Consider the following 22,599-nt stretch of genomic DNA (forward strand, 5'->3'; position numbering starts at 1 on the left):
GGGCGCCTCTTAATGTGACATTGGTCGATGTCATCGTAGGAGGCTGCCTAGACCGAGTCAATCGGCCGATTGGAACGGTTCATCTAAAAGCGATGCATCGATCGCTTGAAACGGTTTTCCCTTATGAATCCGTCACTTGCGTGCACTGCACAACGGATGCCGGCGCCGGGGTAAAGGCATTCAGCAGCGTATTAATGTGCACAAGGAGCCGCATAGCGCTTCCTGCGACCGTGCGGACGTCGCGCTCACTGCCGTCTTGCACGGCACGGCGGAAGGCTTCCAACGTGGCGTCGACGCTCGGGTTGTGAAGCAGCGCCAACGCGCCTCCAGTGCGATGGGCCCACTGGCGCAGCCCAGGGCGGTCCATCGCGTCCAGCAGCGGCTGGAGCCGCAGCGCGTCGTCGGCCAGCGACGACAGGAAGACCTGCGCCAGCCCGGCTGCTGCGGGGTCGGCCCCCAGCGCGGCGTGCAGATCGTCGAGCGACAGGGCGAAGGGCGCCTCCGGGGGCGCATCTGCGCTTGCGGCGGCTTCGTGGCTCCACAGCGCAGCCAGCGCTTCCTGCAGCGTGACAAGCGTGGTGGGCTTCAGCAGGCTCGCGTCCATGCCCACGGCGCGGCATCGCGCGTGCTCCTCGGCGAGCGTGGTTGCCGTGATGGCGATGATGGGCAGGCGCGGGCCGCCCGCGCGCTCCTCCTGGCGGATGTGCCGCGCCAAATCGAAGCCGTCCATGCGCGGCATATGGCAGTCCGTGAGCAACGCGTCGAACCGGTGTTCGTGCAGGCGCTCGAGCGCGACGACGCCATCTTCGGCGAGCGTGACTCGATAACCCAGCAGGCGGAGCTGCTTGGCGATCAGTTCGCGGTTGATTGGATGGTCTTCCGCCACGAGGATGTGCGCGCCCGGCGCATCACAGGGTGTTGCTGCCGGCAGCGCATGTACAGCCACGCTGGTCGCCTGCACATGATCAGATGGGGGGAGCGCGCGCTCGCACGCCTGCACAAATGCGTGCCAGTTCAGCGGATTGATGCTCAGCGTGTTGCCGGGTCCGGAATAACACGTTTCCGGGGTGATGCGGATGGCGCGCGCATCCGCCTGGGCGGTCGAGCCCAAGAGGATGTCGGCGTTGGCGGCGGGGCCCGCTTGCAGCCCGGCCGCGATCGCGAATTGCGTGAGGCTGTGCCGCACGGCCGGGTCATCCACAACAATGGCAACGCTGCAGCCCGCCAGTTGCGGCAACGCATACCGCGCCTTAAGCATCGGCACGGCCAAATGCAGCGTGACCGCCGTGCCGTGCCCCGGAACACTCTCCATGACGAGCTTGCCGCCCATCAGGCCGGCAAGCTGGCGAGAGATCGCCAGGCCCAAGCCGGTGCCGCCGTAGCGCCGCGTGGTCGAGCGCTCGGCCTGCACGAACGGCGCAAACAGCGTGGCCTGAACCTCCGGCGAGATGCCGATGCCCGTATCGGAGACGCAGATGGCGAGGTGCGCCGTGTCGTCCGTCACGCGCGTGCATTCTGCCGAAAGCTGCACGCTGCCCGTATCGGTGAACTTGATGGCGTTGGAAAGCAGGTTGAACAGGATTTGCCGTAGACGAATGCTGTCGACCGAGACGCTGGCCGGTACGTTGGCGGCCACGTCCACGTGCACGGCGAGCGCCTTCTCGTGGGCGCGGCTTGCCAGCAGGCCGACCGTGCCGTCAAAGACCTCGCGCAAGTCTGTGGGCGACGGCGAGATGTCCAGCCGGCCGGCCTCGACCTTTGCGTAATCGAGGATGTCATCGAGGATGTGCAGCAGGGCGCGCCCCGAATCCTGCACCATCGAGACCATCTGTTTCTGCTCGCCTTCGAGCTTCGTCTGCTGCAGCAGCTCGACCAGCCCGAGCACGCCGTTCATGGGCGTGCGGATTTCGTGGCTCATCATGGCCAGGAAACGGTCTTTCGCGTGCAACGCCGATTCCGCTGCGTTCTTGGCAGCTTCCAGCGCATCGGCCTGCTCGCGCTCCGTGGTGACATCGCTCAGGTAACCGTTCCAGACCGTGCGGCCGTCAGCTTCGCGGTGCGGAATCGAGCGCGCGTGCAGCCAGCGCACCGAACCGTCTGGGCTGACATGGCGAAAGCGCTGATCGAACGGCGTCAGCTCTCGCGCGGAGGTCAGCACGCTCTCGAGAATGCGTTCCCGGTCGTCCTGGAAAATAAGCAGCTCGGGCGTTGACAGGTAACCCAGCAAATCCTCGGGCTCGACGCCTAGCGTTTCGTGCGCCTTGCCAGCCACGTAGGTCATGCGTCCCGCTGCTTGGCCTGTCCGCAGCTCGAACTGATAGACGAGCGCCGGCAGCGATTCATTGACTTCGCGCAGGCGCTGCTCAAGGCGTTCGGCCCGCGCCTGCGCTTCGCGGATCTCACTGATGTCGACCAGCGAGGCGACGGTGCCCGCAGGTTGCCCATCCGGCAGATGGAACGGCTCGATCCAGTACAGCACGTTGCGTGATTGCCCGTCTGGCGTGTCGATGACGAGTTCTTCGCGCGTGCTTTCGCTGATCTCCACCGCGCGTTGGTTGATATCGGACAGCGGCAACGTATTACTGACCGAATACAGCCCCAGCTCCTGCGGCGTGCGCCCGAGCAGCGACGCGCGTGTTTGGCCAAACATGTTGCAGAACGCCGCATTCACGGCAACGTAACGTTGCGCGGCGTCTTTGGCGACGAGCGGGAACGGCACGGCTTCCATCAGCGCGCGCTGAAAGCTCAGCTGGCGGGCAAGGGTTTCTTCGGCGCGGCGGCGCTGATGGTTTTCGCGGCGCAGTTGCATCTGCTTGATGAATAGCGCTACGAGCGCCGCCAGCACCAGCGCGGCAACCGGACCAAACTTGCCGAGCACCGCCGACGCCGATGGACCGAGCTGGTAGCTGACCGACAGCCACTTGTTGCGGATGCTCACCTGCTCACCTTCTGGCATGGCAAAGAGCGCGCGATTGATGAGCGGCACCAGCGCTGCATACCGCGCCGACACGCCCACACCAAGGCTCTCGATCGTGTTGGCTGAGCCCGTGACCTTCAGTTCGCCCGGAAAGTGGTGGCGGATCAGCGCGTCGGCCACCGGCAGATTGACGATGGTGAAATTGGCCTCGCCCGCCGCCACCATGGACAACGCGTCGTTGACGGACCCGGCGGGCAGGATGCGGATCTTCGGCACGTTTTCGTGCAGCAGGGTGGTCAGCGTATCGCTCGCGGGCAGCGCGACCGTCTTGCCGGAAAGTTCGGGCAGCGCCGCCACCGTGAGCGCGTCGCTGCGCCCGACGATCACCATCGGCGTGGCGTCGATCGGCTGCGTGAGCGTAAAGCCGGGCGGGCGGGAATCCTGGTCGGACATGCCCAGCAGGATGTCGATCTGGCCGCTGCGTGCCTTGGCGAGCGCGTCGGCCCAGTCGCGCACCGTCACGCGTTCGAAGCGCAGTCCGAGCGTGCGTGACAGGAAGTTCTGGTATTCGGGAAAGATGCCGAGCATCCCGCCGCCCGACCCGTTGAAGGTGTACGGCATGTAGTCGGGGTCGGCGGCGTAGCGCAGCGGCGGCAGCGACGCCAGCATGGCCCGCTCGTCGTCCGACAACTGCAGGCCCACGGACCACCCGCCCCCTTGCGTGATCCACCGCGCGCGCAGCTCGCTCATCGTCGCGTCGGGCAACTGGGCAAGATGGCGGTCCAGATAACGGATCAACATCGCCTGGGCGCGCGGCGCTGCAAAGTGCAATGCATCGACCTGCTGGTTCACAAGCTGCACGATCGACAGCCGCCGGTAGCGCGGCTGCGACATCAACTCACGCGTCGGATAGGTCACGCCCACGTAAGCGTCTGCCAAGTCATGCAGCACGGCGTCGAGGGCGTCGGCCGCCGTGGGCGTGCTGATGAGCCGGATGCTGGGGTATTGCCCCGCCAGCTCTTCTTCGAGCGAAGAGCCTTGCTCGACGGCGATGCGCATGCCAGCAGCGAAAGGATTCTGCGCGACCTGTGTGTTGTCGACGCGCGCGACCACAGCGGTGGGGCGTTCCAGGTATGGCGCCGAATAGATGAGGCACTCGTCGTATTGCGAGCGTGGTGCCACGCTCATGATGATGTCGACCTCGCCCCGGCAAGCCGCCTTGAGCAGGTCGTCACGCCGCGCGAAGACGTGCGGGATGACGCGTACCTGATCCTGCGGAATCAGATGCATGAGCAGATCGCCGGAGAAGCCGCTGAGCCGGTCGGCTTCGACGCCTTCCAGCGGCGCCATGGCATCGCTGATGACGCCCACGGTCACCTTGGATGGAAACTGTGTGAGGCGCTGAACGGCCTGCGCCGCATCCTCCGCGTCGGCATCGCGCGTGCCACTCGCCCAGCCCAGCGCGACCGCGCAAGCAAGCAACCCTGCGCCGATACCGAGGCGCAGGCGGGCAGAGGCCGAGCGTGTGGCGCGGGCCATCGTCTCAGGCCTCACCGCTGCCAAGCAGTCCGTGGCGCACGGCAAAGTCGAACAGCGCTGCCTCGGTGCCAAGCTCGAGCTTGCGCATGGCCGTCTGCTTCTGCGAGCTGATGGTCTTGACGCTGCGGTTGAGCTGCACGGCGATCTCGCTGACCGTCTTGCCGGTCACGTACATGCGCAGCACTTCCAGCTCGCGCTTGCCGAGCTTGGTGACGGGGTCGTCCTCGGCGGGCTGCGGCTCGCCGTTGCGGCAAAGCAGCTTGGCATTGAGCAGCGGCGAGAGATAGATGCGACCAGCCACCGCTGCGTGCATGCCTTCGAGGATGTGCTGCGGCTCGTCGGATTTGCTCACGATGACCTTGATGCCCGCGCGCAGGATGTTGCTCATCAACGCACGGGTCTCGAGCATCGTGAGCACCATCACGCGCAGGTCCGGGTGACGGCGCACGAGGAATTCGAGCAGGATGATGCCGTCGCCATAACGGCTGCCGGGCATGGCGTAGTCGGTGATGACGAGGTCGCAGCGCACGCGGCCAAGCACGGCGAGCAGCTCATCGGCGTTGGTGGCTTCGCCCACGACCTCGAAACCGTCGACCGCCGAGACGAGGCGCCGCAGGGCCGCCACCACGCCAGGGTGATCATCTGCAATGACGAGTTGGACTGGGGTCTGCATGTCGACGTGTCTCCGAGCGTGTAACGTGTGGCAATGTGTTTGCCGCATTGCTGAGAATCGCCGAAGCCTCTAGGGCGGAACATCGGAAAAGTCCTATTCGCACACCCCGATCTGCGCTTTTCTGGTGCAGATTTGTGGCTGCGTGTTGTCATCGCAGCCATGATTTCGGACCAGGGCGGTGCGCCGCTGCGTGGCACAATGCTCGCGATTGCCTCGCACGCTTGATCGCACCGATTTCCCATGACGCCAACATCCTCGACAGCACCTTCAGCGGCCGCGCGCCAGCAGAGCGCCGAACGCTCAACCTTGGTGAGTGCAGGCGTCAATTGCCTGCTCTCGGCGGGGCAGATTGCGGCGGGGTTGTGGTCGCATTCGCAGGGTCTGGTGGCCGACGGGCTGCATACGCTGTCCGACCTGATCGCCGATGGCATTGTTTTCATTGCCAACCGCAACAGCCACAAGGGGCCGGACGAAGACCACCAATACGGCCACGCGCGCTATGAGAACGCCGCGTCGCTGGGGCTCGGGCTGCTGCTGATCGGGGCGGGCGCGGGCATGATCTGGGCCGCCGTGGAGAGCCTGCGCTCGCCGCAGGGGCCGACGCCGGTGCATGGTCTGGCGCTGGTGGTGGCGTTGATCGCGCTGGCGGCCAAAGAAGGGCTTTTCCGCTACATGCTGGCCGTGGCCAAGCGCATCAACTCACGCATGCTGATTGCGAATGCGTGGCATGCGCGTTCCGATGCGGTGTCGTCGTTGGTGGCGGCGATTGGCGTGGCGGGCAACCTGATGGGCTATCACTGGCTCGACCCGGTGGCGGCGTGCGTCGTCGGATTGATGATCGGCCGTGTGGGCGTGCGCTTTGGGTGGGAAGCGCTCAATGACCTGATGGACCGGGCCTTGCCGCCCGTGCAGGTGGAGGCCATTCGCGCCAGCCTGGAAGCCACGCCGGGCGTGATCAACGTGCACGATCTGCGTACGCGTGTGACAGGCGACCAGGCATTGGTGGATGCGCATATCGAGGTCGACCCGCGTGTCTCCGTGAGCGAGGGCCATGCGATTGCCGTGCGGGCTCGCACCAACGTGCTGACGGCGCATACGGCCATGGCCGTGCTCGACGTGCAGATTCACGTCGACCCGCGCGAGCACATTGCGACCGACCCCGTGCCGCTGCCCGACCGCGATGCGCTGCATGCCGCGCTGGTACAGCTGCTGCCGACCGGCACGCCGCTGGACGCGCGCCACTGCGTGCTGCATTACGTCGATGGCGCAGTGGAGGTCGACCTAGTCCTGCCGCCGGCACTGGCTGCCGAAATCGCCCGCATTGCCGATGCCATCCACACCAGGTGGGATGGTCTGGTACGCCTGCGCGTGCTCGTGACCGACGTCTGAGTCGGTCGCGCTAGCGGCACTGATCGACCGCGTTGGCCGGCTGCGTCTTGGCGGGGTCGAAATGCAGCTGCTCCAGCCCCTTTTCCGTCAACGACATCCAATCGATTGCGCCCGACGTGCGCAGCAAACCGGTGCTGCCCACCGGGCGCCATTGCACGCGCTTGCCGTCGGTGTTCATCAGCGTGGCAGATAGCGTGAGCGAATCCGGCCCCGCCTGCAACTGCAGCAGGCGGCCATCGACGGCGGGCGTGTAGGCGGTGTTCTGGTTCACGGTGATGCCCGCTTCGCGCACCGTTGCCGGCATGCACGGAATGGACGCACGCACCTTGCCCGTGGCGTCGATCAGGTCGGCAAAGCCGTTGCCCTTGGCCACGCCCACCAGCAAGTACCGCTCGATCGCCGGCATCCACGTGACGCTGTAGGTGTAGTACTGCAGATGCTTGTGCAGAAGCTGCTCGCCCGTCACGCGTCCGCTGACGGGATCGAACACGGCGATCTTCAGATTGGCTTCGGTCTGGCCTGGCACGAACTGCTGCCACGCCAGCAGCGCATTGGTGCTGCCGCCTGCCACCATGGGCCACCATTCGCGCCGGCCATCGGCAACATCGACGTTGTGCAGGCGACGGCCTCGCCCGTCGTAGACCTTCAGGTAGACGCCGTTGCCGCTGCCGAGGTTGTCGACGCCGCCGCCGGTGATCCAGCCGTCGGAATAGAACACCACGAAGCGGTCGCCCACGGCCGTGATATGGCCCGAGTGGCTACCGGATTCCACCAGTTGCGGATACGGCTTGATGGGCCGCAGCGCGGTGTCGTAGATGCCGAAGCGCTGGTTGACGTTTTCCGGCGCATTCCACCCGTCTTCAAACGACACCATCACCTGGCCCGCGCGGTTGCGGGCCACCGTCACGGGCTCCTGCGCTTCGGGCTTCTGGATGAAGATGCGTGGGGCATCGAGCACGCCCGTGTCGGCATGCCATTGCGCGACATAGACATCATGCGGCCAGCTGCCGCTGCGATCGGCGCCGCGCGGGGGCAGCCCCGAGCTGCTGAAGAACACGTTGAAAGTGTTGGCTGTTGCGCCAGGCACCGCGCTGATGCCATGCATGTATTGACGTGGGTCGGACGCGCCGGCCGTCGCAACGGCGGGCACGGCCAGCACGCAGGCAACGGCCAGCACGGTACGGCGCAGGAAAGACAGTCGGGACACGTGACGCTCCATCTTCATTGGTGGCTCGGTGGCGGTTTTAGAACCGATTGGGCCACGGGCGCCCGCCGAAGTTGCTGCGCGAATGGGGGAGCCCGTTTGGCGGAGTCGCCGGATGTCGCCAAGCATGGCGGAGGCGCTGGTTTACCCCCCGCCGAGGCGATCAAGTTTCAGTCCCGTGTGCCGTTCTTCACAAACAAGAGCGGAACCCATTCCGCCAATCCCTTCCCAGCGCGGCCAGAGTGGGCACAAGCCCGCCGCCCACCGCGCCAGAACCGACCCAAGAGAACAACATGACCCAGCGACTCGACGCCCGATGGCGAAGCGAAGTGACGGAGGCTCTACGTACCGTGGAGGCGCAGTTCGGCGTGGCACCGCAAGGCCTGCCGCGCGACGCGCTGATCGCGGCCCTGACCGACGCGATCTGGGCTCAGCGTGCCGCTTATGCGCGTGTGCGCCGGACGCTGGTTGCGTGTCCTGAGCTGGCAGACGAATCGATGTAACGGTGTGCCCGGTGCCGCCGCTGTTTTCAAGAAGGTGATGTGATGCGGTACTGCGGATCGCTTGATCTGGACCATCTGCTGCGCCAGCCGTTTGCCCAACTCGGCCGGCTGTTGCGCGATGAAGACTCGGGGCAACCGCTGCCTCCGGTGGAAGTGGCCGCGCGCGCTGTATTGCTTCGCGCCGCCGGCTACGAGGTGATGCCCACCTGCGGGCACCATGACCGACGCGGCTTCTGTCTCGGCCACGCAGACCAGATCATCGGGATGTAAGCGCCGCGCCTACGACGCATGCACCACGTGCGCGCAGTCATGCGCACATGCTGTTGCGAACGCGCATCAGGGCATGCCAAAACGGCCCGATCGCGTGGTGTCTGGAGCACCCGCAAAGCGTTGACTGACGCACCTTTGCGGGCAATCCGTTGCCAAAAAGCAAACGGTAAAAATGACTTACATTCCGGTCCTTTTTCGGCCCATGGTTCTGGTGCATCCTGAATCAAGATAGATCGCACGGATGGCAGATTGTGCGACGTCGGACGCAACGTCAGGCCGGAAGTCGGAAGTGAATCGAATCGGCGACGCCTGCACTCTGGGGTCAGGGGAAACAACATGAAAACGCAATATCTCAGCAAACAAGAAATCTACGACGGCGCAGTCCGCCATCTGTTCGGTCAGGGCGGTGCTGCCATCCTGCCGCGCGGCGGTGCGGCGTACCACGGCCAGGGCGGCCGTTGCTGCCCGATCGGCAACCTGATCGGCGTGCGCGACTACACGACGTCGATGGAAAGCGTGCCGGTGCGCTACATCCTCAAGCCCACCAACGAGATCCCGCGTTACATGGACGCTGGTGTCATCGCTTTGCGCCGTGCGCTCAAGCGCGCACGCATCGACGTGGACGACCGCGACACCGTCGAGCTGCTCTCCAAGCTGCAGAACGCGCATGACGTGTTCGGCACGTGGGAGTGGAAGGAGCGCCTGCAGTCGATCGCACGCCAATTCGGCCTGAGCGGCGCTCTTGTCGATACATTCTGACCGACCGGCCGGTCACAGATCACCCTAAAGAAGGTGACGCCATGAAAGGGAAGGGGACGTTCCTCGCCATCGAGGACATTTTTGAACGCGTGCGCGCACACCTGCTCGCACAGCAATGCCGCTCTGAAGACGCCGACGGCGAGCCGCGCTACCGCGGCCTCGACAACCGCCGGTGCGGGGTCGGCATTCTCATCGACGATGCGTTCTATTGCAGCGCCATCGAGCGCCTAGGCGTGAGCCTGCTGCGTGTGCCGAGCGACGATCCGCTGGCGTGTGCGCTGCGCTGCTCCGGCGTGAATGTCGACGACGATCAGGTGGTGGATCTGCTGATCGATCTGCAGGACATCCACGACTTGGCGGCCATCGAAAGCTGGCCCGCGGCGTTGGAAGACATTCGCCGCCGGTTGCCCGATACGCCGTTAGCGGCCTGAACGATTGAACCTCCATGCGAACCCGGCCTGTGCCGGGTTTTGTCATTTCAGCGCATCGAGCTCGGGGTAGTGGCGGAAGATGCCCATCGTGTTGAACGGAATGCGCCGCGGCGATTCCAGATACGCCGCGATGTTCGGCTGCGCGGCCACACGATCATGCAGCGCCGCCAGATGCGGCAGCTCGCGCTCATATCGCTGCATGTGGTGCGGAAACGCGTAGCGCAGCCCCGCCACGATCTGGAATAGCGACAAATCTACATACGTCAGTGCATCGCGCACGGCCCATGTCGGGCCAGCGGGATTGCGGTCGAGCACGCGCTCGAAGTAATGCAGGAACTTGGGCGCGCGATTGTCCAAAAAATCCTGTGTTCGGCGCTTTGCTTCGGGCCGCTGGTCTTCGTAGTACTCGCACGACGCGATGGGGTGGTGCGTGTCATGAATCTCCACCACGAAATCGGCAATCGTCAGTTGCAGGCCGTGCGTCCACAGGCCGCCGGCTTCGTCGTGCGGAGCCAGGCCGTAATGCTGACCAAGGTAGAGCAGGATGTTGGCCGTCTGGGCGATCACCAACTGGCCGGCCAGCAGGAACGGCGGCGCGAACGGCGGCGTCGGAATGCCGGCATCGTCGAGAAACGCTTCGATGGCGGATTCATCTTCGCGGCCGAGGTCGGTATAAGGCACGGCGGCCTGCTCCAGCGCCAGCCGGACGAATTCGCCGCGGCCCTGGATTTCGGGCCAGTAGTAGAGCGTGGTTTCCATGGTCGGGCGGATAAACGTGGTGGGGGCTGCGCAGCAAGAGCAATGCCGCAGCGCAGCGGGAACAGTGCCTGCGAACGATAATAGGCGCTTGCCCCTGCGCTTGTTTCAACCCGCCCGCCGTGAACGCTCCGCTTTCTTCCCCGCCCGCCATCGAACCCGCTGATCCTTCGCGCTGGCTGCTCCGCGGCCACCCCGGTTATCTGCGCGCCAATCTGGCGCTGTTCGCGGCGGGCTTCTCCACGTTCTCGCTGCTGTATTGTGTGCAGCCGCTCATGCCGATGCTGGCGCACGACTTTGGCCTCACGCCCGCGCAGACAAGCCTCGTGCTGTCCGCATCGACGCTGCTGCTGGCCTTCGCGATCCTGTTTGCAGGCCTGCTGTCGGAGTCGATTCATCGCAAGACGCTGATGGGCGTGTCGCTGGTGCTCTCGTCGGTGCTTACGCTGGCGGCGGCGGTGCTGCCGGGCTGGCACGGGTTGCTGGCCACGCGGGCCTTGCTGGGTGTGGTGCTGGGCGGTGTGCCGGCGGTGGCGATGGCGTATCTGGCCGAAGAGGTGCATCCGCAAGGGCTCGGCATGGCCATGGGCTTGTACATCGGTGGGACGGCCTTTGGCGGCATGGCCGGGCGGGTGCTGACCGGCGCCGTGGCCGACCACTTCGGCTGGCGTGCCGCCATGGGCTTTACCGGCATGCTGGGTTTGCTCGCGGCGCTGGCCTTCCTGTGGCTGCTGCCGCCGTCGCGCCGTTTTGTGCCGCGCAAGGGCGTGGCGCTGGGCGATCTGTTCGACACGCTGGGCGCGCATCTGCGCGAGCCGGGCCTGCGCGCGCTATTCGCCATGGGCTTTCTGCTGATGGGCGGCTTCGTCACCATTTACAACTACGCCAGCTTCCACTTGCTCGATGCGCCGTATGCCCTCAGCCAGACGGCGGTGGGCGGCATCTTTATGGTGTACCTGCTGGGTATTGGCGCTTCGGCATGGTTTGGGCGATGGGCGGATCGCCATGGCCGGGGCCGCATGCTGCTGGCGGGCACGGTGCTGATGTCGGTGGGCGTGCTGCTGACCTTGGCGAGGCCGCTGGCGCTGGTGATTGGCGGCATCGCGTTGCTGACCTTCGGCTTTTTCGGCGCGCATGCGGTCGCCAGCGGCTGGGTTGGGCGCCGTGCGCAGCGTGCCAAGGGGCAAGCTGCTGCGCTGTATCTGCTCGCGTATTACCTGGGCTCCAGCCTGATCGGCACGACAGGCGGCAAGCTCTACGCACCGTGGGGCTGGCCCGGGGTGGTGGCCCTGGTGATGGCATGCATGGCATGTGCGCTCGGCACGGCCGCCTGGCTCTGGCAGCGGGCGCCGCTGCCACCGGGCGCCAAGCGCTGAGGTTGTGCGCCCGGGGAATTCGCGTATCGTGCCGTGGTCGATGTCCGGACGATCGCTTTTCCTGTCATGCGTACTCACTCTCTCTTCCTGACGCGGCGACTGTGGCCGCTTGCATCGGTACTGCTTTTGCTGATGGCGTGCGTCGCCAACCTGGCCGACGCGGCCCCGATGTCGTTTTCCAAGCTGGCCGGGCTGCCAACCTCCACCGCCAGCGCATCGGCGCCTGCGGCGGACCCCGCGCAGACGCGCCAGTCGCTCGACACCGTCATCACGCTGCTCAACAACGACCAGCAGCGCACGGCCCTCGTCAATGAACTGAAGCAGTTGCGCGACGGCATGAGCGCGCAGCAGAAGGTGCAGGCCGAACAGGCGCCTGGTCTGTTGGGTGCGGTGGCGTCCCTCATCGAGAACGGCTCCTTGCAGGCCGATGTGGAAGCCGGGGCGCCGCGCTACTGGCTGCGCCGCATCGAGGCCGCCAGCGGCAATGCGAGCCTGCTTTTCTCGCCCGACAAACGCATGCCGCTGGCCGCCGACTTTGCCAGCACCGTTGGCATCTGGGCCGCCATTGCCGGTGGCCTGCTCGGCCTGGGCTGGTTGATCCGCCGTGTGTTTGGCCTCACCGCGGGCCTCGGGCCGCATCCGACCACGCGCGCGCTGTTGATCGACGCGCTGCGCAAGATCGGGCCATGGGCCATCTCCTTTGCCGTCATCATGCGGCTGGAGCGCGATGCCTCGCCCGGCTTTGTCCTGGCGCTGGTGCTGGCCTACGCCATCGTCTGGGGCGCGATCATCACGGCGGGCGTGGCGATGCTGTTCTCGCTCTTTTCCGGCAGCGCGCACCGGCGCGTGGCAGTGGAATACCTGTTCAAGCACGGCATGTGGCCAATCTTTCTGACCGCCAGTCTGGGTGCTTGCGGCGATGCGCTGGTCGATCCGCGCGTTGCGTTGGTGCTGGGCGGCTCGCTCAGTCTGCTGTTGGCCACGGTGTGCAACGTGGTGGCGTCATTGATGCTGGCGGTGGGCGCGTTGTGGGCGCGCCGGCCGATCGGGCAGTTGATCGCCAATCGCCCGTTGGAACTGCGCAGCGGCGAACACGCGGGCAACCAGGTCCGCCGTCTGCTGGCTGCGTTCTGGCCGGTGCCGGTGGTGGTGCTGGCGAGCGCCACCGTTGTGGCCACGCTGACGACGCCCGACAACGTTGACGCCGTTGCGCGCCGCGCGGTGATGACGTCGCTGCTGCTGGTGGCGGCGTTTTTTCTGTCGGCGCTGATTCGCCCCCGCGCGAACTGGCGCTCGCAACTGCGCCTGGCGCGCAGCTCGCCTTATGTGGAGAGGCTCAAGCATTTCGTTGGCGCGCTGATCAAGCTCGTCATCTGGATCGCCTTCCTGGAACTGGTGCTGCGCGTGTGGGGCCACACGCTGGTGGAGGTTGCGCATAGCTCCGTCAACGGCAAGCGCATCGCCGATGCCATGGTGGGCCTGATCGGCACCGTCTTTGCCACCTGGCTCGTCTGGATCCTGCTCGACACGGCGATCTTGCGGGCGCTGTCGCCGGCCTCGGCGCGGGCGCAGCCCAGTACGCGCGCGCTGACCATCCTGCCGCTGCTGCGCAATGGCCTGAAGGTGACGCTGGTGGTGACGGCCAGCATTGGCGTGCTGGCCAACCTGGGCGTCAACGTGACGCCGCTGGTGGCCGGCGCCGGCGTGATCGGCCTGGCGGTGGGCTTTGGTGCGCAGTCGCTGGCGCAGGATTTCATCACCGGCATCTTCATCCTGATGGAAGACACCATCAGCGTGGGCGATACGGTGGACGTGGGGGTGGCCACGGGCTCTGTCATCAACCTGACCATCCGCACGGTGCGGCTGCGCGATGGCACAGGCGCGGTGCTGTCGATTCCGTTCAGCCAGATCAAGACCGTGCGCAATCTCTCGCGCGATTACTCGTTTGCCGATTTTGAAGTGCGCGTGTCGATGGAGGCAGAGCCGCAGCAGGCGATCGATCTCGTGCGCACGGCGGCTGATCAGATTGCTGGTGAGCCGCGCTTTGCTTACACGCTGCTCGGCGGTGCGGAGATTTTCGGGCTGGACCGCTTCGAAGGTGGCGCGATGATCGTCAAGGGGCGGTTCAAGACGCGTCCGCAGAAGCAGGCGGATGTGCTGCGGGCGTTCAACGTTGTGCTGAAGGATGCGTTCGACAAGGCGCACGTGCCGCTGGCGGCGCCGGGGACGGTGTTGCGGACTTCTGCGGCGTTTGAGGCGTGGATGACGCGGGGTGGGCAGGAGAAAGGGGCGTCGGCTTCCAATGAACCACCTGCCGCGGCGCCAGCGTAAGGGCGTTGGTGGTTTGCTGCTGTTTCGTCCCCTGCTGGGACCGACTCACTTTCTTTGTCTTGCCAAAGAAAGTAAGCAAAGAAAGGCGCGCCCGAGATGGCGAAAGACTCCTTGGATTTGTGTCACGGGAGGGAGGAGAGGCAAACTCGCTGCGCTCAGACAGGCCTCCCCTCTTTTTCCTCCCCGCGACACAAATCCAAGGCGCCATCTAGGGCAGGGTACGGCCAAACCGTCTGGGCGCCGGTGTTGGCGCCCAGGCCTTGTGCTTCGTTTTAGAAGCCGTGGCGCATGCCGACCATGACGCCGGTCTGCGAGGCTTTGGGTAGCGCGGCTGCGAGCACGGTACCGGCGTCCTTCTGGTGGGTGTAGTCCATGCCGACGTACAGCCACGTGCGCTTGCTGACCACGTAATTCATGATCGCGTATGCGGTGTAGCGCAGGCCGCCGGGGTCGCGCTGGCGTGTGGCCATGCCGCCCACCACCAGGTTGTACTGGCCGCTGAAGTCGTATTTCACGCCGCCGAGGATAAGGTCGTTCTTGGTGGGCGTGCCGTCGCGGTAGTTGATGTAGCCGAGCATCAGTTTGGCGGGGCCGACCTGTACGCTGCCGCCGGTCGTCCACGTGCGGGTGCCGACCGATTGCAGGTCTTTTTGCTGCTCCCACGCGCCGCCGAAGGCGAACGGGCCGCTGGCGTAGTTGAGTGACAGCGCGCTGTAGTTGCCTGCGGAGAACGCGCCCGCCTGCTCGCCCATGCCAACCATCACGCCCGGGCGCCAGCCGTTGAAATCACCCACGTACTTGACCGAGTTGTCGATGCGCACGCCGGTGGCGGTCACGTGCCACGCCGTTGCGCCGAGGTTGCCGATGGAGAGTGCGTCGTACTGGCCGGCCGTGTTGAAGACGAGGTTCTCTTGCCGGCCGAACGTCAGCGAGCCGAATCCGCCTTCCAAGCCGACATACGCCTGGCGCCCGAACAGGCGCGACGTTGCGGGCGTGGTGGGTTTGTAGCCGCCCAAGCCCATGTCGTTGGTGGAGCCCACGCCCGTGTCCGGCGCGAAACCGCTGACCAGGTGGAACACGGCCTTCAGCCCGTTACCCAGGTCTTCCGAGCCGCGAATGCCGAAGCGGCTGCCGCTGTAGTAACCGCCCGCCATCTCGGCCTTGCCGTGGCCGTCGGCGTCGTTGTTGGTGCTGTAGCGCAGGCCGGTTTCCATCACGCCGTACAGCGTGACGCTCGATTGGGCGTGCGCCGCGCCGCAGGCAAGCAGCGCCGACAGTGCAACGGCCGATAGCGGAATGGAACGGATCGAAATGGTCATGTGGCTCCCTTGTTGTCGTGACGACTGTTGTGTCGGCCGGAATGGGATTTCCGGCCTGGCTCGGGGGCCGACTCTCAGGCAAGTCTGCGCTGTAAGGGTTGAAGTTACGCATGCACCGGCAAAGCGCCGCACACGTCGCGCCGGGTGGGGCGTTGCCCGCTGAAGGGGCATTGAGCGTAAACCGCCGGCTTACAGATTCTTGGGGGTTTTCCCTCGGGCAGGCGGCGTGGTGCAGGGCTGCCGCTACACTGGCGACGCTGATTTCCGTTTGCCGCCCACGTACTCATGCCCTCGTTCTCCGTTCCCCTGCTCAACGCCCTGCGTGACAAGCTGCCCGCGCTCTCGCCGGCGCAGCAGGCCGTAGCGCGGTTGATTCTGGAGGCGCCGGAGCTGTCGCTCGAGCAATCCGTCGAGACGCTGGCCGTGCGCGCCGGCGTGTCGATGCCGACCATTGTGCGGATGTGCCAGGCGCTCGGCTTCGAAGGCTTGCGCGAGTTCAAGGCCACGCTGGCCGCTGAACTGGCGCACGCGCAGCCGACGCTACCGGGTCATGTCGGCCGGGCGGATCCGCCGGCGCTGGTCGCCAGCAAGGTCATCGATGGCGCCACGCGTGCGCTGGCCATGCTGCGTGAATCGCTGTCCACCACACAAGTCGACGCCGCCGCCGAGCGCATCGCCCGCGCCCGCCGCGTCGATTGCTATGCGGCCGGCGCGGCCTCATCGTTCATGGCGAACGACATGCAAGCGCGGCTGATGCGGCTGGGGCTGCCATCCAATGCTTACTTTGATGCGCATCTGCAGCTCGTGTCGGCCGCTATGCTGGGCGCGTCCGATGTCGTGGTGGCGTTCTCGCACGTGGGGCGCATGCCGTATCTGCTCGAGTCGATCGCCTATGCGGCCGAGCAGGGCGCGTGCGTGATCGCCATCACCCAGGCGGGCACGCCGCTGGCCGAGCGCGCGCAGATCGCGCTGACGGTGGACGTGCCGGAAGATGCGGTGATGCGGGTCGGCACCGAGGCGTATCTCGTGCATCTGACCGTCATCGAGATCCTGATGACCTGCGTGGCGCAGCGCCGCGATGAGATGGTGCGCTCGCGCATGCGGGCAATCCAGCGGCTGCTCACCGAGCGCAGCGTCGACCGCCCGTAAGCGACGGCAACGAAGCCGCGAAGGCGAAAAAAATGGCGCCACGCGGGCGCCATCCACCACACATGCGGCACTCAAAGCCGCGAGATCGCCAGCCCGATCGCCAGCAGACTCCCCAGCCCGAAGATCGTCCAGCCGACCGTGCGGCGCTTGGTGATCATCACCCACAGCCACAGGCCCGAGATCGACAGGAAGATCAGACAGCCGGCCAGCGTATCCACCAGCAGAATCCATGGCACCGTCATGCCGACGCCCTTGTGCAGGCTCATCAGCGTGCCGAGGAAGCCGTTGTCAGTCTGGCGGATCGATACCGAGCGGTTGCCGGCCCAGTATTCAGCTTGGATTTGCGTGGTGGCGCTGCCAAAGTTGAAGGTCCATTGCTCGGGCTGCATCAGCGGCTTGGCAGCGGGTTCGCGCGGTGCGTCGGTGTTCTTGTCGTCCTTGGCGCCTTCGCCCTTGGCCGGGCGCTCGGCCCAGGCCACCGGCTTGGCCTTTTCCACGCGTGTGCGAGTGGCCGGCTCCGGTGTGTTCAGCGTCTGCTGCAGCCACGCGGCCATCGCTTCAGGCGTTGCGGGCACGGGGTCGGGCAGGGCGATCTGCGTATTGATGCGCTGTTGCGCCACGGGCAGCTTCAACACCGCGCGGTGGTTCAGCCAGATGCCCGACACGCCAAAGATCAGCCCCATCACCGCGCCCCACAGACCGAACCAGCCGTGCGTCTTGCGTAGCCACCGGACGATCGTGGCGCGACGGTTGGCGGGGTGTTCGGATTTGGCCTTGGCCGGGCGAGCATGGGCGGCCGGTTTGGCGGCCGGCTCAGCCGAAAGCGGGGGATGGGACAGGTCGGTCATGAAGCACAAGGCGGCGCAAGGGTCGCCGGACGGAGGCAAATCGACCGGCCAATATAGATGAGAATGATTCTCGTTGCAATCAGGTGCAATTACAGCGTAATACGCTCCAACGCCCGCCGCGACGCTTCGTCCGCGGGATAGAAACACTCGATGCGCATCTCCTGCAGCCCCGCATCGCGCGGTGTGCCCAGCGTGGTGAGCGTGGAGAACAGCGAGATCGTCACGCCGTCGCGCTGCAGCGAAATGGGCAGGAACGGCGGCGGATCGCCGGCATCGTGCGCGGGCGCAGCGTGGGCTGCCGGCGCATCGGCCGCATCGAACAGCGCCGGCTGCATCGCGCGGATGTCGTGCAGCAGCCGCTGCGTGGCAGGGTCGATGGCTTGCAGCGCCAGTTCCTGCCGCACGCGCCGGGCCAGGTAGCGGCCGACGACATCGCGGTTGGCGATGGCCGACCACAGCGCGGTCGGGTCGAATACCAGTTTCATCATGTTCACGGCGCCCGGCGCGCCTTCGGATCGGTCGTCGCCGATGGCCCAGCGCATCAGGCGGCGATGCGCGGCATTGGCGTCGAGCACATGCCAGAAGCGGTCGAGCACGATGGCTGGATATGGCGCCTGCTTATCAAGGATCAGCTTCACCGCCTGGCGCACCGCCTGCATCATCGGCGAGGCCTCATCGGCCGGCGTCGCGAGGCCCTGCTCGGAATAGGCGGGCGCGAAACCGGCCGCCAGCAGCATCTGGTTGCGATGGCGCAGCGGCACGTTCAGCTCCTCGGCCAGTTGCAGGATCATGTTCCGGCTGGGCGCCGCGCGGGCCGATTCCAGAAAGCTCACGTGCCGTTGTGACACACCCGCCGCCAGGGCCAACGCCAGCTGGCTATAGCCGCGCCGCGTGCGCCAGAAGCGCAGCAACTGCGGGAAGCGCGAGAGCGCCGCTTCAGGCGGCTCGATCGCCACTTGGGCGCCATGGGAGGCATGGGCGTCTTCAAGCATGAGGGTGTCGTCGATGGACGAGGCGGAGGCGGGCTTGGTGGGCGTCATGTCACCTATTGAAGCAGAGTCGGGTAGCTGCGGCGATTACCTGCCGCGTAATTGTGACCGTCTCCGGCGGCGCCAATACTGGCTCCATCCCGACCCCCCGAGCGGAGTGCCCATGCAGCGCGAACCGATCGACTACCCCGCCGATGCCCTTCCCACCCGCGACGACCACGTTCGCACAGCCGACGGCTGGACGCTGCCCGTGACGGTCACCAGCCCTGGGCTAGGCGCGCACGGCACGGTGGTGATCTGCTCGGCGCTGGGCGTGCCACGCCAGTTCTACGCGGCCTTTGCGCGCGGGCTGTGCCTGGCGGGCTGGCGTGTGGTGACGTTCGACTACCGCGGCATTGGTGAGGCAGTGGCGACCGGCCCGGGCACGCCGCGCTTTGCCGATTGGGGCCGGCAGGACATCGACGCCGTGCTGAAATGGGTGCACGACACGCTCGTCCCCGAGGGCTGCGGCGGCCGCAGGCTGGTGGTGCTCGGTCACAGCGCGGGCGGGCAACTGGCGGGGTTGGCGCCACACATCGTGCATGCCGATGCATTGGTGCACGTGGCGGTCCCGCTGGCAGATGCGCGGTTGTGGCCGTGGCGCGGGCCGCTGGCCCGTCCGCACTTTGCCTGGCTGCTGCGTGTGCGGATTCCCTTGGCGGTGGCGCGCGTGCGCGGCGGCATGCTGCCGCTGGCGGCCGTCGGCATGGGGCCGATGTCGATTCCGGCTGCCATCCTGGGTGATTGGGCGCGCTTTGCCCGCTGGCGCGGCTACATCTTCGGGCCGCGTGCCGGGCTGGATACCTCGCGCTATCCGAGGCTTGCCGTGCCGCTCCTCGCCTGGGGGTTTGACGATGATCCGATGGCGCCGGCCAGCGCCGTCGACGCGCTCATCGCGCAGTTTCCTGCCACCCGCGTCACGCGCCGCCAGGTGAGCGGCGCTGCGCTGGGCGCCAAGGGTGTCGGCCACATGGGCTTCTTCCGGGCATCGTCCGGCGCGCCGTGGTGGCGCGAAACCGTGGCGTGGCTCGATGCTCTCGCTTGATTGAGGGCCCGCTCAGAAGGTGTAGACGAGGCCCGTGCCGCCAAAGTAGCTCTGCTTGTTCTGCACGATGGGGCTCTTGGCCGCGTTGCCCAGCAGGCGTGAGGTGCCCACCGCCGTCTGCACCGCCCAGTGGCGGGAGAACGTATGCGTCCAGGCCACCGTGAGCGTGGCCGCTTGCAGGCCGCTGCTCGCGCTGTACTCGGCGAAGCCGCTGTTGGCCGACTGCTGCGGCGTCACCCCGAAGTACGTCTGCATGTACTTGCTGGAGCCGAAATGCAGGCTGGGGCTCACGGTGATCTTGTCGCTGCCCCAGCTCACGACCGGCGCCGCCACGTCAATGTGGCCCGACCAGCCGCGCTCGCGGTGGGTGATGGGCACTTCCAGCGTGGCGCTGCCCGTGGTGTCGCCGATGAGTTTGCCGCCCACCGTGAACACGCCCAGCAGCGAGCCCTTGACGGTGCCCATGCCCTTGAGGTGATCCGAGCCGGGGCGGCCGTAACGGTTGGTGTCGGAGCGGCCCGGGTCGTACGACAGCGCGGCCGAAGCGAACATGCCGTTCAGGAAGCGGATGGCATAACCCGCGCCGCCCTGGGTCGGGTCGATGAACCAGCCGTTGCCGAAATCTGCCCGGAAGCCCGGGCCGGCCGTTACGGTGTACTCCTTGCTGCCCTGATAGCGTGGCGCCACGCCCGCGTTGAGCGACAGCGAATACGACGATTCATCGGCATACACCGAAGACGGCGGCAGCCACATGCCAGAGAGCACGGCCAGATAAACGAAGGAAAACCGCGGGGAGAGACGATTGAGCATGTAGGACCTCTTGTTGGACCTCTTGAGAGAGAGCCCGCAGTCTGGCGAGGTGCCACACGCACGTCTGTCTGGAAATTGCCGGGAAGTTGTGCGCAATTGTGCGCGAGTGTCTGCAAGTTTCTCCGGCCCATCCGCTCGCAAGGCGGGCGCCGTACACTGCGCGCCAACACAAGAAGAAACGGGGGTACGGGCGATGAACGCGATGACCGACGCGCCGCTCAAGACCAAGGTGTTGCTGATCGAAGACGACGACCGTCTCGCACAGCTCGTTAGCGAATACCTGGGCAACTATGAATTTGCAGTTGAAGTCGTGCGCCGCGGCGACATTGCCGTGGCCGCCGTGCGTGAACACCAGCCCGCGCTGGTGATCCTCGACCTGATGCTGCCGCACATGGACGGCATGGAAGTGTGCCGGCGCATCCGCGCGTTCTCGCGCGTGCCGGTGCTGATCCTGACCGCGCGTGTCGACACGTACGACCAGGTGGCCGGGCTGGAAATCGGCGCCGACGACTACGTGCTCAAGCCCATCGAGCCGCGCCTGCTCGTCGCCCGGGCCCGCGCGCTGCTGCGCCGTTCGACGCCGGTCATGTCGACCTCCGAGCCGGTGGCGCCGCGCGACGACACGCTCGTCTTTGGCGAACTTGCCATCTCGCCGCCCAACCGCACCGTCACGTGGCGCGGCCAGCCGGTCGACCTCAAGACGGCGGAGTTCAACCTGTTGCTGATCCTGGCGCGTGCGGCCGGCACCGTGCTCAGCCGCGACGACATCCTCAAGCAGTTGCGCGGCATCGAGTTCGACGGACTGGACCGTACCGTCGACTCCGGCATCTCACGCCTGCGCCGCCGCTTTGGCGATGCCTCGCCCGAGCCGCACAAGATCAAGACGATCTGGGGACGCGGCTATCTGTTCAGCCCGTCGGCGTGGGAGGACTGAGCCGTGCTCAAGTCGTTACTGAAGCTGTACGCAATGGTCGTGGTGGCCGCGGCGCTGGCGCTTATCGGCGTCAATAAGTCGTTCGTCTGGCTGTTCCACGACACACTCACCCACGGCGAGCGCGAGGTGCGCAAGGGTTACGCCTTCGTGCTGCAGGACTACCTGGATCACGCGGGCTCCGACGGGCGCGATGCCGCCATCGCGCGTTTGAACAAGAATGCGTGGGAGAAATTCGACATCATCGACGCGGATACCGTGCCGGATTTCTCGGCGCAGCAGCGGCGTGATCTGGCTGAGCACAAGCTCGTGCTGATGACCAACGGCAAGGATTACTACCTGCCACTGCGCGACGGCAGCGTGTTGCACGCCCACAGCGAGGACATGGACTACCTCGGTATCCAGTTGATCGCCTATTCGCTGATCGCCATTGCCGCGCTCCTGCCGCTGCTGCTCTGGGTCTGGATGCATTGGCGCGACCTGCGCGTGCTGGAAGACGCCGCGCGCGGCTTCGGCGCTGGCAAGCTGGCGACACGCGCCAATTTGCGCAAGCGCTCGAACGTGTATGCGCTGGCGCGCCAGTTCGACGAGATGGCCGAGCGCATCCAGGGCTCGATCCAGCACCAGCGCGAGATGATGAACGGCATCTCGCACGAGCTGAAGACGCCGATTGCACGGCTGGAATTCGGCATTGCGCTGCTGCAGTCGCCGGTGTCGGAAGCACAGCGCAACGTGCGGCTCGATGCGCTGCGCCGCGATGTGCGCGAACTTGATGAACTGGTGAGCGAGCTGCTGGCGTTGAGCCGCCTGGAGCAGGGCGCCATGCACCTCGTGCTGATGCGCGTGGCCGTGGGTGAATGGCTCGACAGCGTGGTCGCCAGCGTCGCCAACGACGTGGCCGATCGCCAGCTCACCCTGGCCGTGCATGCCGATGCCGCCCCCGCGCATCACGTGTGCGACCCGCGACTGCTGGCGCGTGCGCTGCTCAACCTGATCCGCAATGCCGCGCGCTATGCCAGCAACACGATCACCATCCGCGCCGAAGCGGGCCCCGCCGGTGCGCTGCGCCTGACGGTGGAAGACGATGGCCCTGGCATTCCCGAGCCGGACCGCGCGCGCGTGTTCGAGCCGTTCCTGCGCCTGGACGCCAGCCGTGACCGCCACACCGGAGGCTTCGGCCTAGGGCTGGCGATCGTGCGGCGTATTGCGCTGGTGCATGGCGGCGACGTCCGTCTGGATGCCGCAACGGCCGGCGGTGCGCGCTTTGCGGTGCTGCTGCCTGCGATGGAAATTCCGCCGCTGTAGGTGCGGCAGGATCGCC

General features: G+C 66.2%; 19 protein-coding genes. 11 read left to right on the plus strand and 8 right to left on the minus strand.

Going from position 1 to position 22,599, the window contains the following annotated elements:
* Positions 1-121 precede the first annotated feature (121 nt).
* Together NG898_RS11845 and NG898_RS11850 are read right to left on the minus strand one after the other, a co-directional pair.
* Positions 122-4,456, minus strand: coding sequence for an ATP-binding protein (locus NG898_RS11845; RefSeq protein WP_252692463.1), 4,335 nt, complete (start codon positions 4,454-4,456; stop codon positions 122-124).
* A gap of 4 nt (positions 4,457-4,460) precedes the next feature.
* The gene (locus NG898_RS11850) at positions 4,461-5,129 is read right to left on the minus strand and encodes a response regulator (protein WP_252692464.1); all 669 of its coding nucleotides are present in this window, start codon (positions 5,127-5,129) and stop codon (positions 4,461-4,463) included.
* Between the two features lie 240 nt (positions 5,130-5,369).
* On the opposite strand from NG898_RS11850, the gene NG898_RS11855 reads away from it, so the two are divergent.
* On the plus strand, positions 5,370-6,518 hold the full coding sequence (locus NG898_RS11855; protein ID WP_252692465.1) for a cation diffusion facilitator family transporter: 1,149 nt from the start codon (positions 5,370-5,372) through the stop codon (positions 6,516-6,518).
* Positions 6,519-6,528: 10 nt separating this feature from the next.
* On the opposite strand, the gene NG898_RS11860 is transcribed toward NG898_RS11855, so the two are convergent.
* Positions 6,529-7,743, minus strand: a complete 1,215-nt coding sequence (locus NG898_RS11860; RefSeq protein WP_252692466.1) for a hypothetical protein — start codon at positions 7,741-7,743, stop codon at positions 6,529-6,531.
* A gap of 272 nt (positions 7,744-8,015) precedes the next feature.
* Between NG898_RS11860 and NG898_RS11865 the strand changes: the two genes are divergently transcribed.
* The 4 genes from NG898_RS11865 to NG898_RS11880 all read left to right on the plus strand — a co-directional run bounded on the left by NG898_RS11865 (position 8,016) and on the right by NG898_RS11880 (position 9,685).
* On the plus strand, positions 8,016-8,225 hold the full coding sequence (locus NG898_RS11865) for a hypothetical protein (protein WP_252692467.1): 210 nt from the start codon (positions 8,016-8,018) through the stop codon (positions 8,223-8,225).
* 42 nt (positions 8,226-8,267) lie between these two features.
* Positions 8,268-8,495 (plus strand): hypothetical protein, encoded by a 228-nt coding sequence (locus NG898_RS11870; protein ID WP_252692468.1) that lies wholly within the window; start codon positions 8,268-8,270, stop codon positions 8,493-8,495.
* A gap of 336 nt (positions 8,496-8,831) precedes the next feature.
* Positions 8,832-9,254 carry a hypothetical protein gene (locus tag NG898_RS11875; protein ID WP_012436616.1) on the plus strand — a complete coding sequence of 141 codons (423 nt, stop codon included), beginning with the start codon at positions 8,832-8,834 and terminating at the stop codon, positions 9,252-9,254.
* A 41-nt stretch (positions 9,255-9,295) separates the two neighbouring features.
* On the plus strand, positions 9,296-9,685 hold the full coding sequence (locus tag NG898_RS11880) for a hypothetical protein (RefSeq protein ID WP_252692469.1): 390 nt from the start codon (positions 9,296-9,298) through the stop codon (positions 9,683-9,685).
* A 42-nt stretch (positions 9,686-9,727) separates the two neighbouring features.
* On the opposite strand, the gene NG898_RS11885 is transcribed toward NG898_RS11880, so the two are convergent.
* Positions 9,728-10,444, minus strand: coding sequence for a glutathione S-transferase (locus NG898_RS11885; RefSeq protein WP_252692470.1), 717 nt, complete (start codon positions 10,442-10,444; stop codon positions 9,728-9,730).
* Between the two features lie 119 nt (positions 10,445-10,563).
* On the opposite strand from NG898_RS11885, the gene NG898_RS11890 reads away from it, so the two are divergent.
* Together NG898_RS11890 and NG898_RS11895 are read left to right on the plus strand one after the other, a co-directional pair.
* Positions 10,564-11,817, plus strand: coding sequence for an MFS transporter (locus tag NG898_RS11890; protein WP_252692471.1), 1,254 nt, complete (start codon positions 10,564-10,566; stop codon positions 11,815-11,817).
* A 66-nt stretch (positions 11,818-11,883) separates the two neighbouring features.
* Positions 11,884-14,148, plus strand: a complete 2,265-nt coding sequence (locus NG898_RS11895) for a mechanosensitive ion channel family protein (RefSeq protein WP_252692472.1) — start codon at positions 11,884-11,886, stop codon at positions 14,146-14,148.
* Positions 14,149-14,420: 272 nt separating this feature from the next.
* Here NG898_RS11895 and NG898_RS11900 read toward each other — a convergent pair whose 3' ends face one another.
* Positions 14,421-15,467 (minus strand): porin, encoded by a 1,047-nt coding sequence (locus NG898_RS11900; RefSeq protein WP_252692473.1) that lies wholly within the window; start codon positions 15,465-15,467, stop codon positions 14,421-14,423.
* A gap of 285 nt (positions 15,468-15,752) precedes the next feature.
* Here NG898_RS11900 and NG898_RS11905 point away from each other — a divergent pair, with 285 nt between their 5' ends.
* On the plus strand, positions 15,753-16,616 hold the full coding sequence (locus NG898_RS11905; RefSeq protein ID WP_252692474.1) for a MurR/RpiR family transcriptional regulator: 864 nt from the start codon (positions 15,753-15,755) through the stop codon (positions 16,614-16,616).
* 71 nt (positions 16,617-16,687) lie between these two features.
* Here NG898_RS11905 and NG898_RS11910 read toward each other — a convergent pair whose 3' ends face one another.
* Entirely contained in the window at positions 16,688-17,464 is a 777-nt protein-coding gene (locus NG898_RS11910; protein ID WP_252692475.1) for a PepSY-associated TM helix domain-containing protein, read from the minus strand.
* A gap of 89 nt (positions 17,465-17,553) precedes the next feature.
* A complete protein-coding gene (locus tag NG898_RS11915; protein WP_252692476.1) occupies positions 17,554-18,504 on the minus strand; it encodes a helix-turn-helix domain-containing protein in 951 nt (316 codons plus the stop codon).
* 112 nt (positions 18,505-18,616) lie between these two features.
* On the opposite strand from NG898_RS11915, the gene NG898_RS11920 reads away from it, so the two are divergent.
* On the plus strand, positions 18,617-19,537 hold the full coding sequence (locus tag NG898_RS11920) for an alpha/beta hydrolase family protein (RefSeq protein WP_252692477.1): 921 nt from the start codon (positions 18,617-18,619) through the stop codon (positions 19,535-19,537).
* A 12-nt stretch (positions 19,538-19,549) separates the two neighbouring features.
* Here NG898_RS11920 and NG898_RS11925 read toward each other — a convergent pair whose 3' ends face one another.
* Complete coding sequence (locus NG898_RS11925; RefSeq protein ID WP_252692478.1) at positions 19,550-20,347, minus strand: MipA/OmpV family protein; 798 nt, start codon at positions 20,345-20,347, stop codon at positions 19,550-19,552.
* 202 nt (positions 20,348-20,549) lie between these two features.
* Between NG898_RS11925 and NG898_RS11930 the strand changes: the two genes are divergently transcribed.
* Both NG898_RS11930 and NG898_RS11935 read left to right on the plus strand, forming a co-directional pair.
* Entirely contained in the window at positions 20,550-21,281 is a 732-nt protein-coding gene (locus NG898_RS11930) for a response regulator (protein ID WP_252692515.1), read from the plus strand.
* A 3-nt stretch (positions 21,282-21,284) separates the two neighbouring features.
* Positions 21,285-22,583, plus strand: coding sequence for an ATP-binding protein (locus tag NG898_RS11935; RefSeq protein WP_252692479.1), 1,299 nt, complete (start codon positions 21,285-21,287; stop codon positions 22,581-22,583).
* The last annotated feature ends 16 nt before the right edge of the window (positions 22,584-22,599 follow it).

Origin of the sequence: Ralstonia mojiangensis (assembly GCF_023955645.1) — a bacterium.
In the GTDB taxonomy this organism is placed as follows: domain Bacteria; phylum Pseudomonadota; class Gammaproteobacteria; order Burkholderiales; family Burkholderiaceae; genus Ralstonia; species Ralstonia mojiangensis.

Bases quoted from the DNA above. Each gene is read 5' to 3' on its own strand.
- NG898_RS11895 (WP_252692472.1), top strand. From the start codon at position 11,884: ATGCGTACTCACTCTCTCTTCCTGACGCGGCGACTGTGGCCGCTTGCA.
- NG898_RS11915 (WP_252692476.1), bottom strand. From the start codon at position 18,504: ATGACGCCCACCAAGCCCGCCTCCGCCTCGTCCATCGACGACACCCTC.
- NG898_RS11930 (WP_252692515.1), top strand. From the start codon at position 20,550: ATGACCGACGCGCCGCTCAAGACCAAGGTGTTGCTGATCGAAGACGAC.
- NG898_RS11855 (WP_252692465.1), top strand. From the start codon at position 5,370: ATGACGCCAACATCCTCGACAGCACCTTCAGCGGCCGCGCGCCAGCAG.
- NG898_RS11880 (WP_252692469.1), top strand. From the start codon at position 9,296: ATGAAAGGGAAGGGGACGTTCCTCGCCATCGAGGACATTTTTGAACGC.
- NG898_RS11875 (WP_012436616.1), top strand. From the start codon at position 8,832: ATGAAAACGCAATATCTCAGCAAACAAGAAATCTACGACGGCGCAGTC.
- NG898_RS11920 (WP_252692477.1), top strand. From the start codon at position 18,617: ATGCAGCGCGAACCGATCGACTACCCCGCCGATGCCCTTCCCACCCGC.
- NG898_RS11925 (WP_252692478.1), bottom strand. From the start codon at position 20,347: ATGCTCAATCGTCTCTCCCCGCGGTTTTCCTTCGTTTATCTGGCCGTG.
- NG898_RS11860 (WP_252692466.1), bottom strand. From the start codon at position 7,743: ATGAAGATGGAGCGTCACGTGTCCCGACTGTCTTTCCTGCGCCGTACC.
- NG898_RS11845 (WP_252692463.1), bottom strand. From the start codon at position 4,456: ATGGCCCGCGCCACACGCTCGGCCTCTGCCCGCCTGCGCCTCGGTATC.
- NG898_RS11865 (WP_252692467.1), top strand. From the start codon at position 8,016: ATGACCCAGCGACTCGACGCCCGATGGCGAAGCGAAGTGACGGAGGCT.
- NG898_RS11900 (WP_252692473.1), bottom strand. From the start codon at position 15,467: ATGACCATTTCGATCCGTTCCATTCCGCTATCGGCCGTTGCACTGTCG.
- NG898_RS11870 (WP_252692468.1), top strand. From the start codon at position 8,268: ATGCGGTACTGCGGATCGCTTGATCTGGACCATCTGCTGCGCCAGCCG.
- NG898_RS11910 (WP_252692475.1), bottom strand. From the start codon at position 17,464: ATGACCGACCTGTCCCATCCCCCGCTTTCGGCTGAGCCGGCCGCCAAA.
- NG898_RS11905 (WP_252692474.1), top strand. From the start codon at position 15,753: ATGCCCTCGTTCTCCGTTCCCCTGCTCAACGCCCTGCGTGACAAGCTG.
- NG898_RS11885 (WP_252692470.1), bottom strand. From the start codon at position 10,444: ATGGAAACCACGCTCTACTACTGGCCCGAAATCCAGGGCCGCGGCGAA.
- NG898_RS11850 (WP_252692464.1), bottom strand. From the start codon at position 5,129: ATGCAGACCCCAGTCCAACTCGTCATTGCAGATGATCACCCTGGCGTG.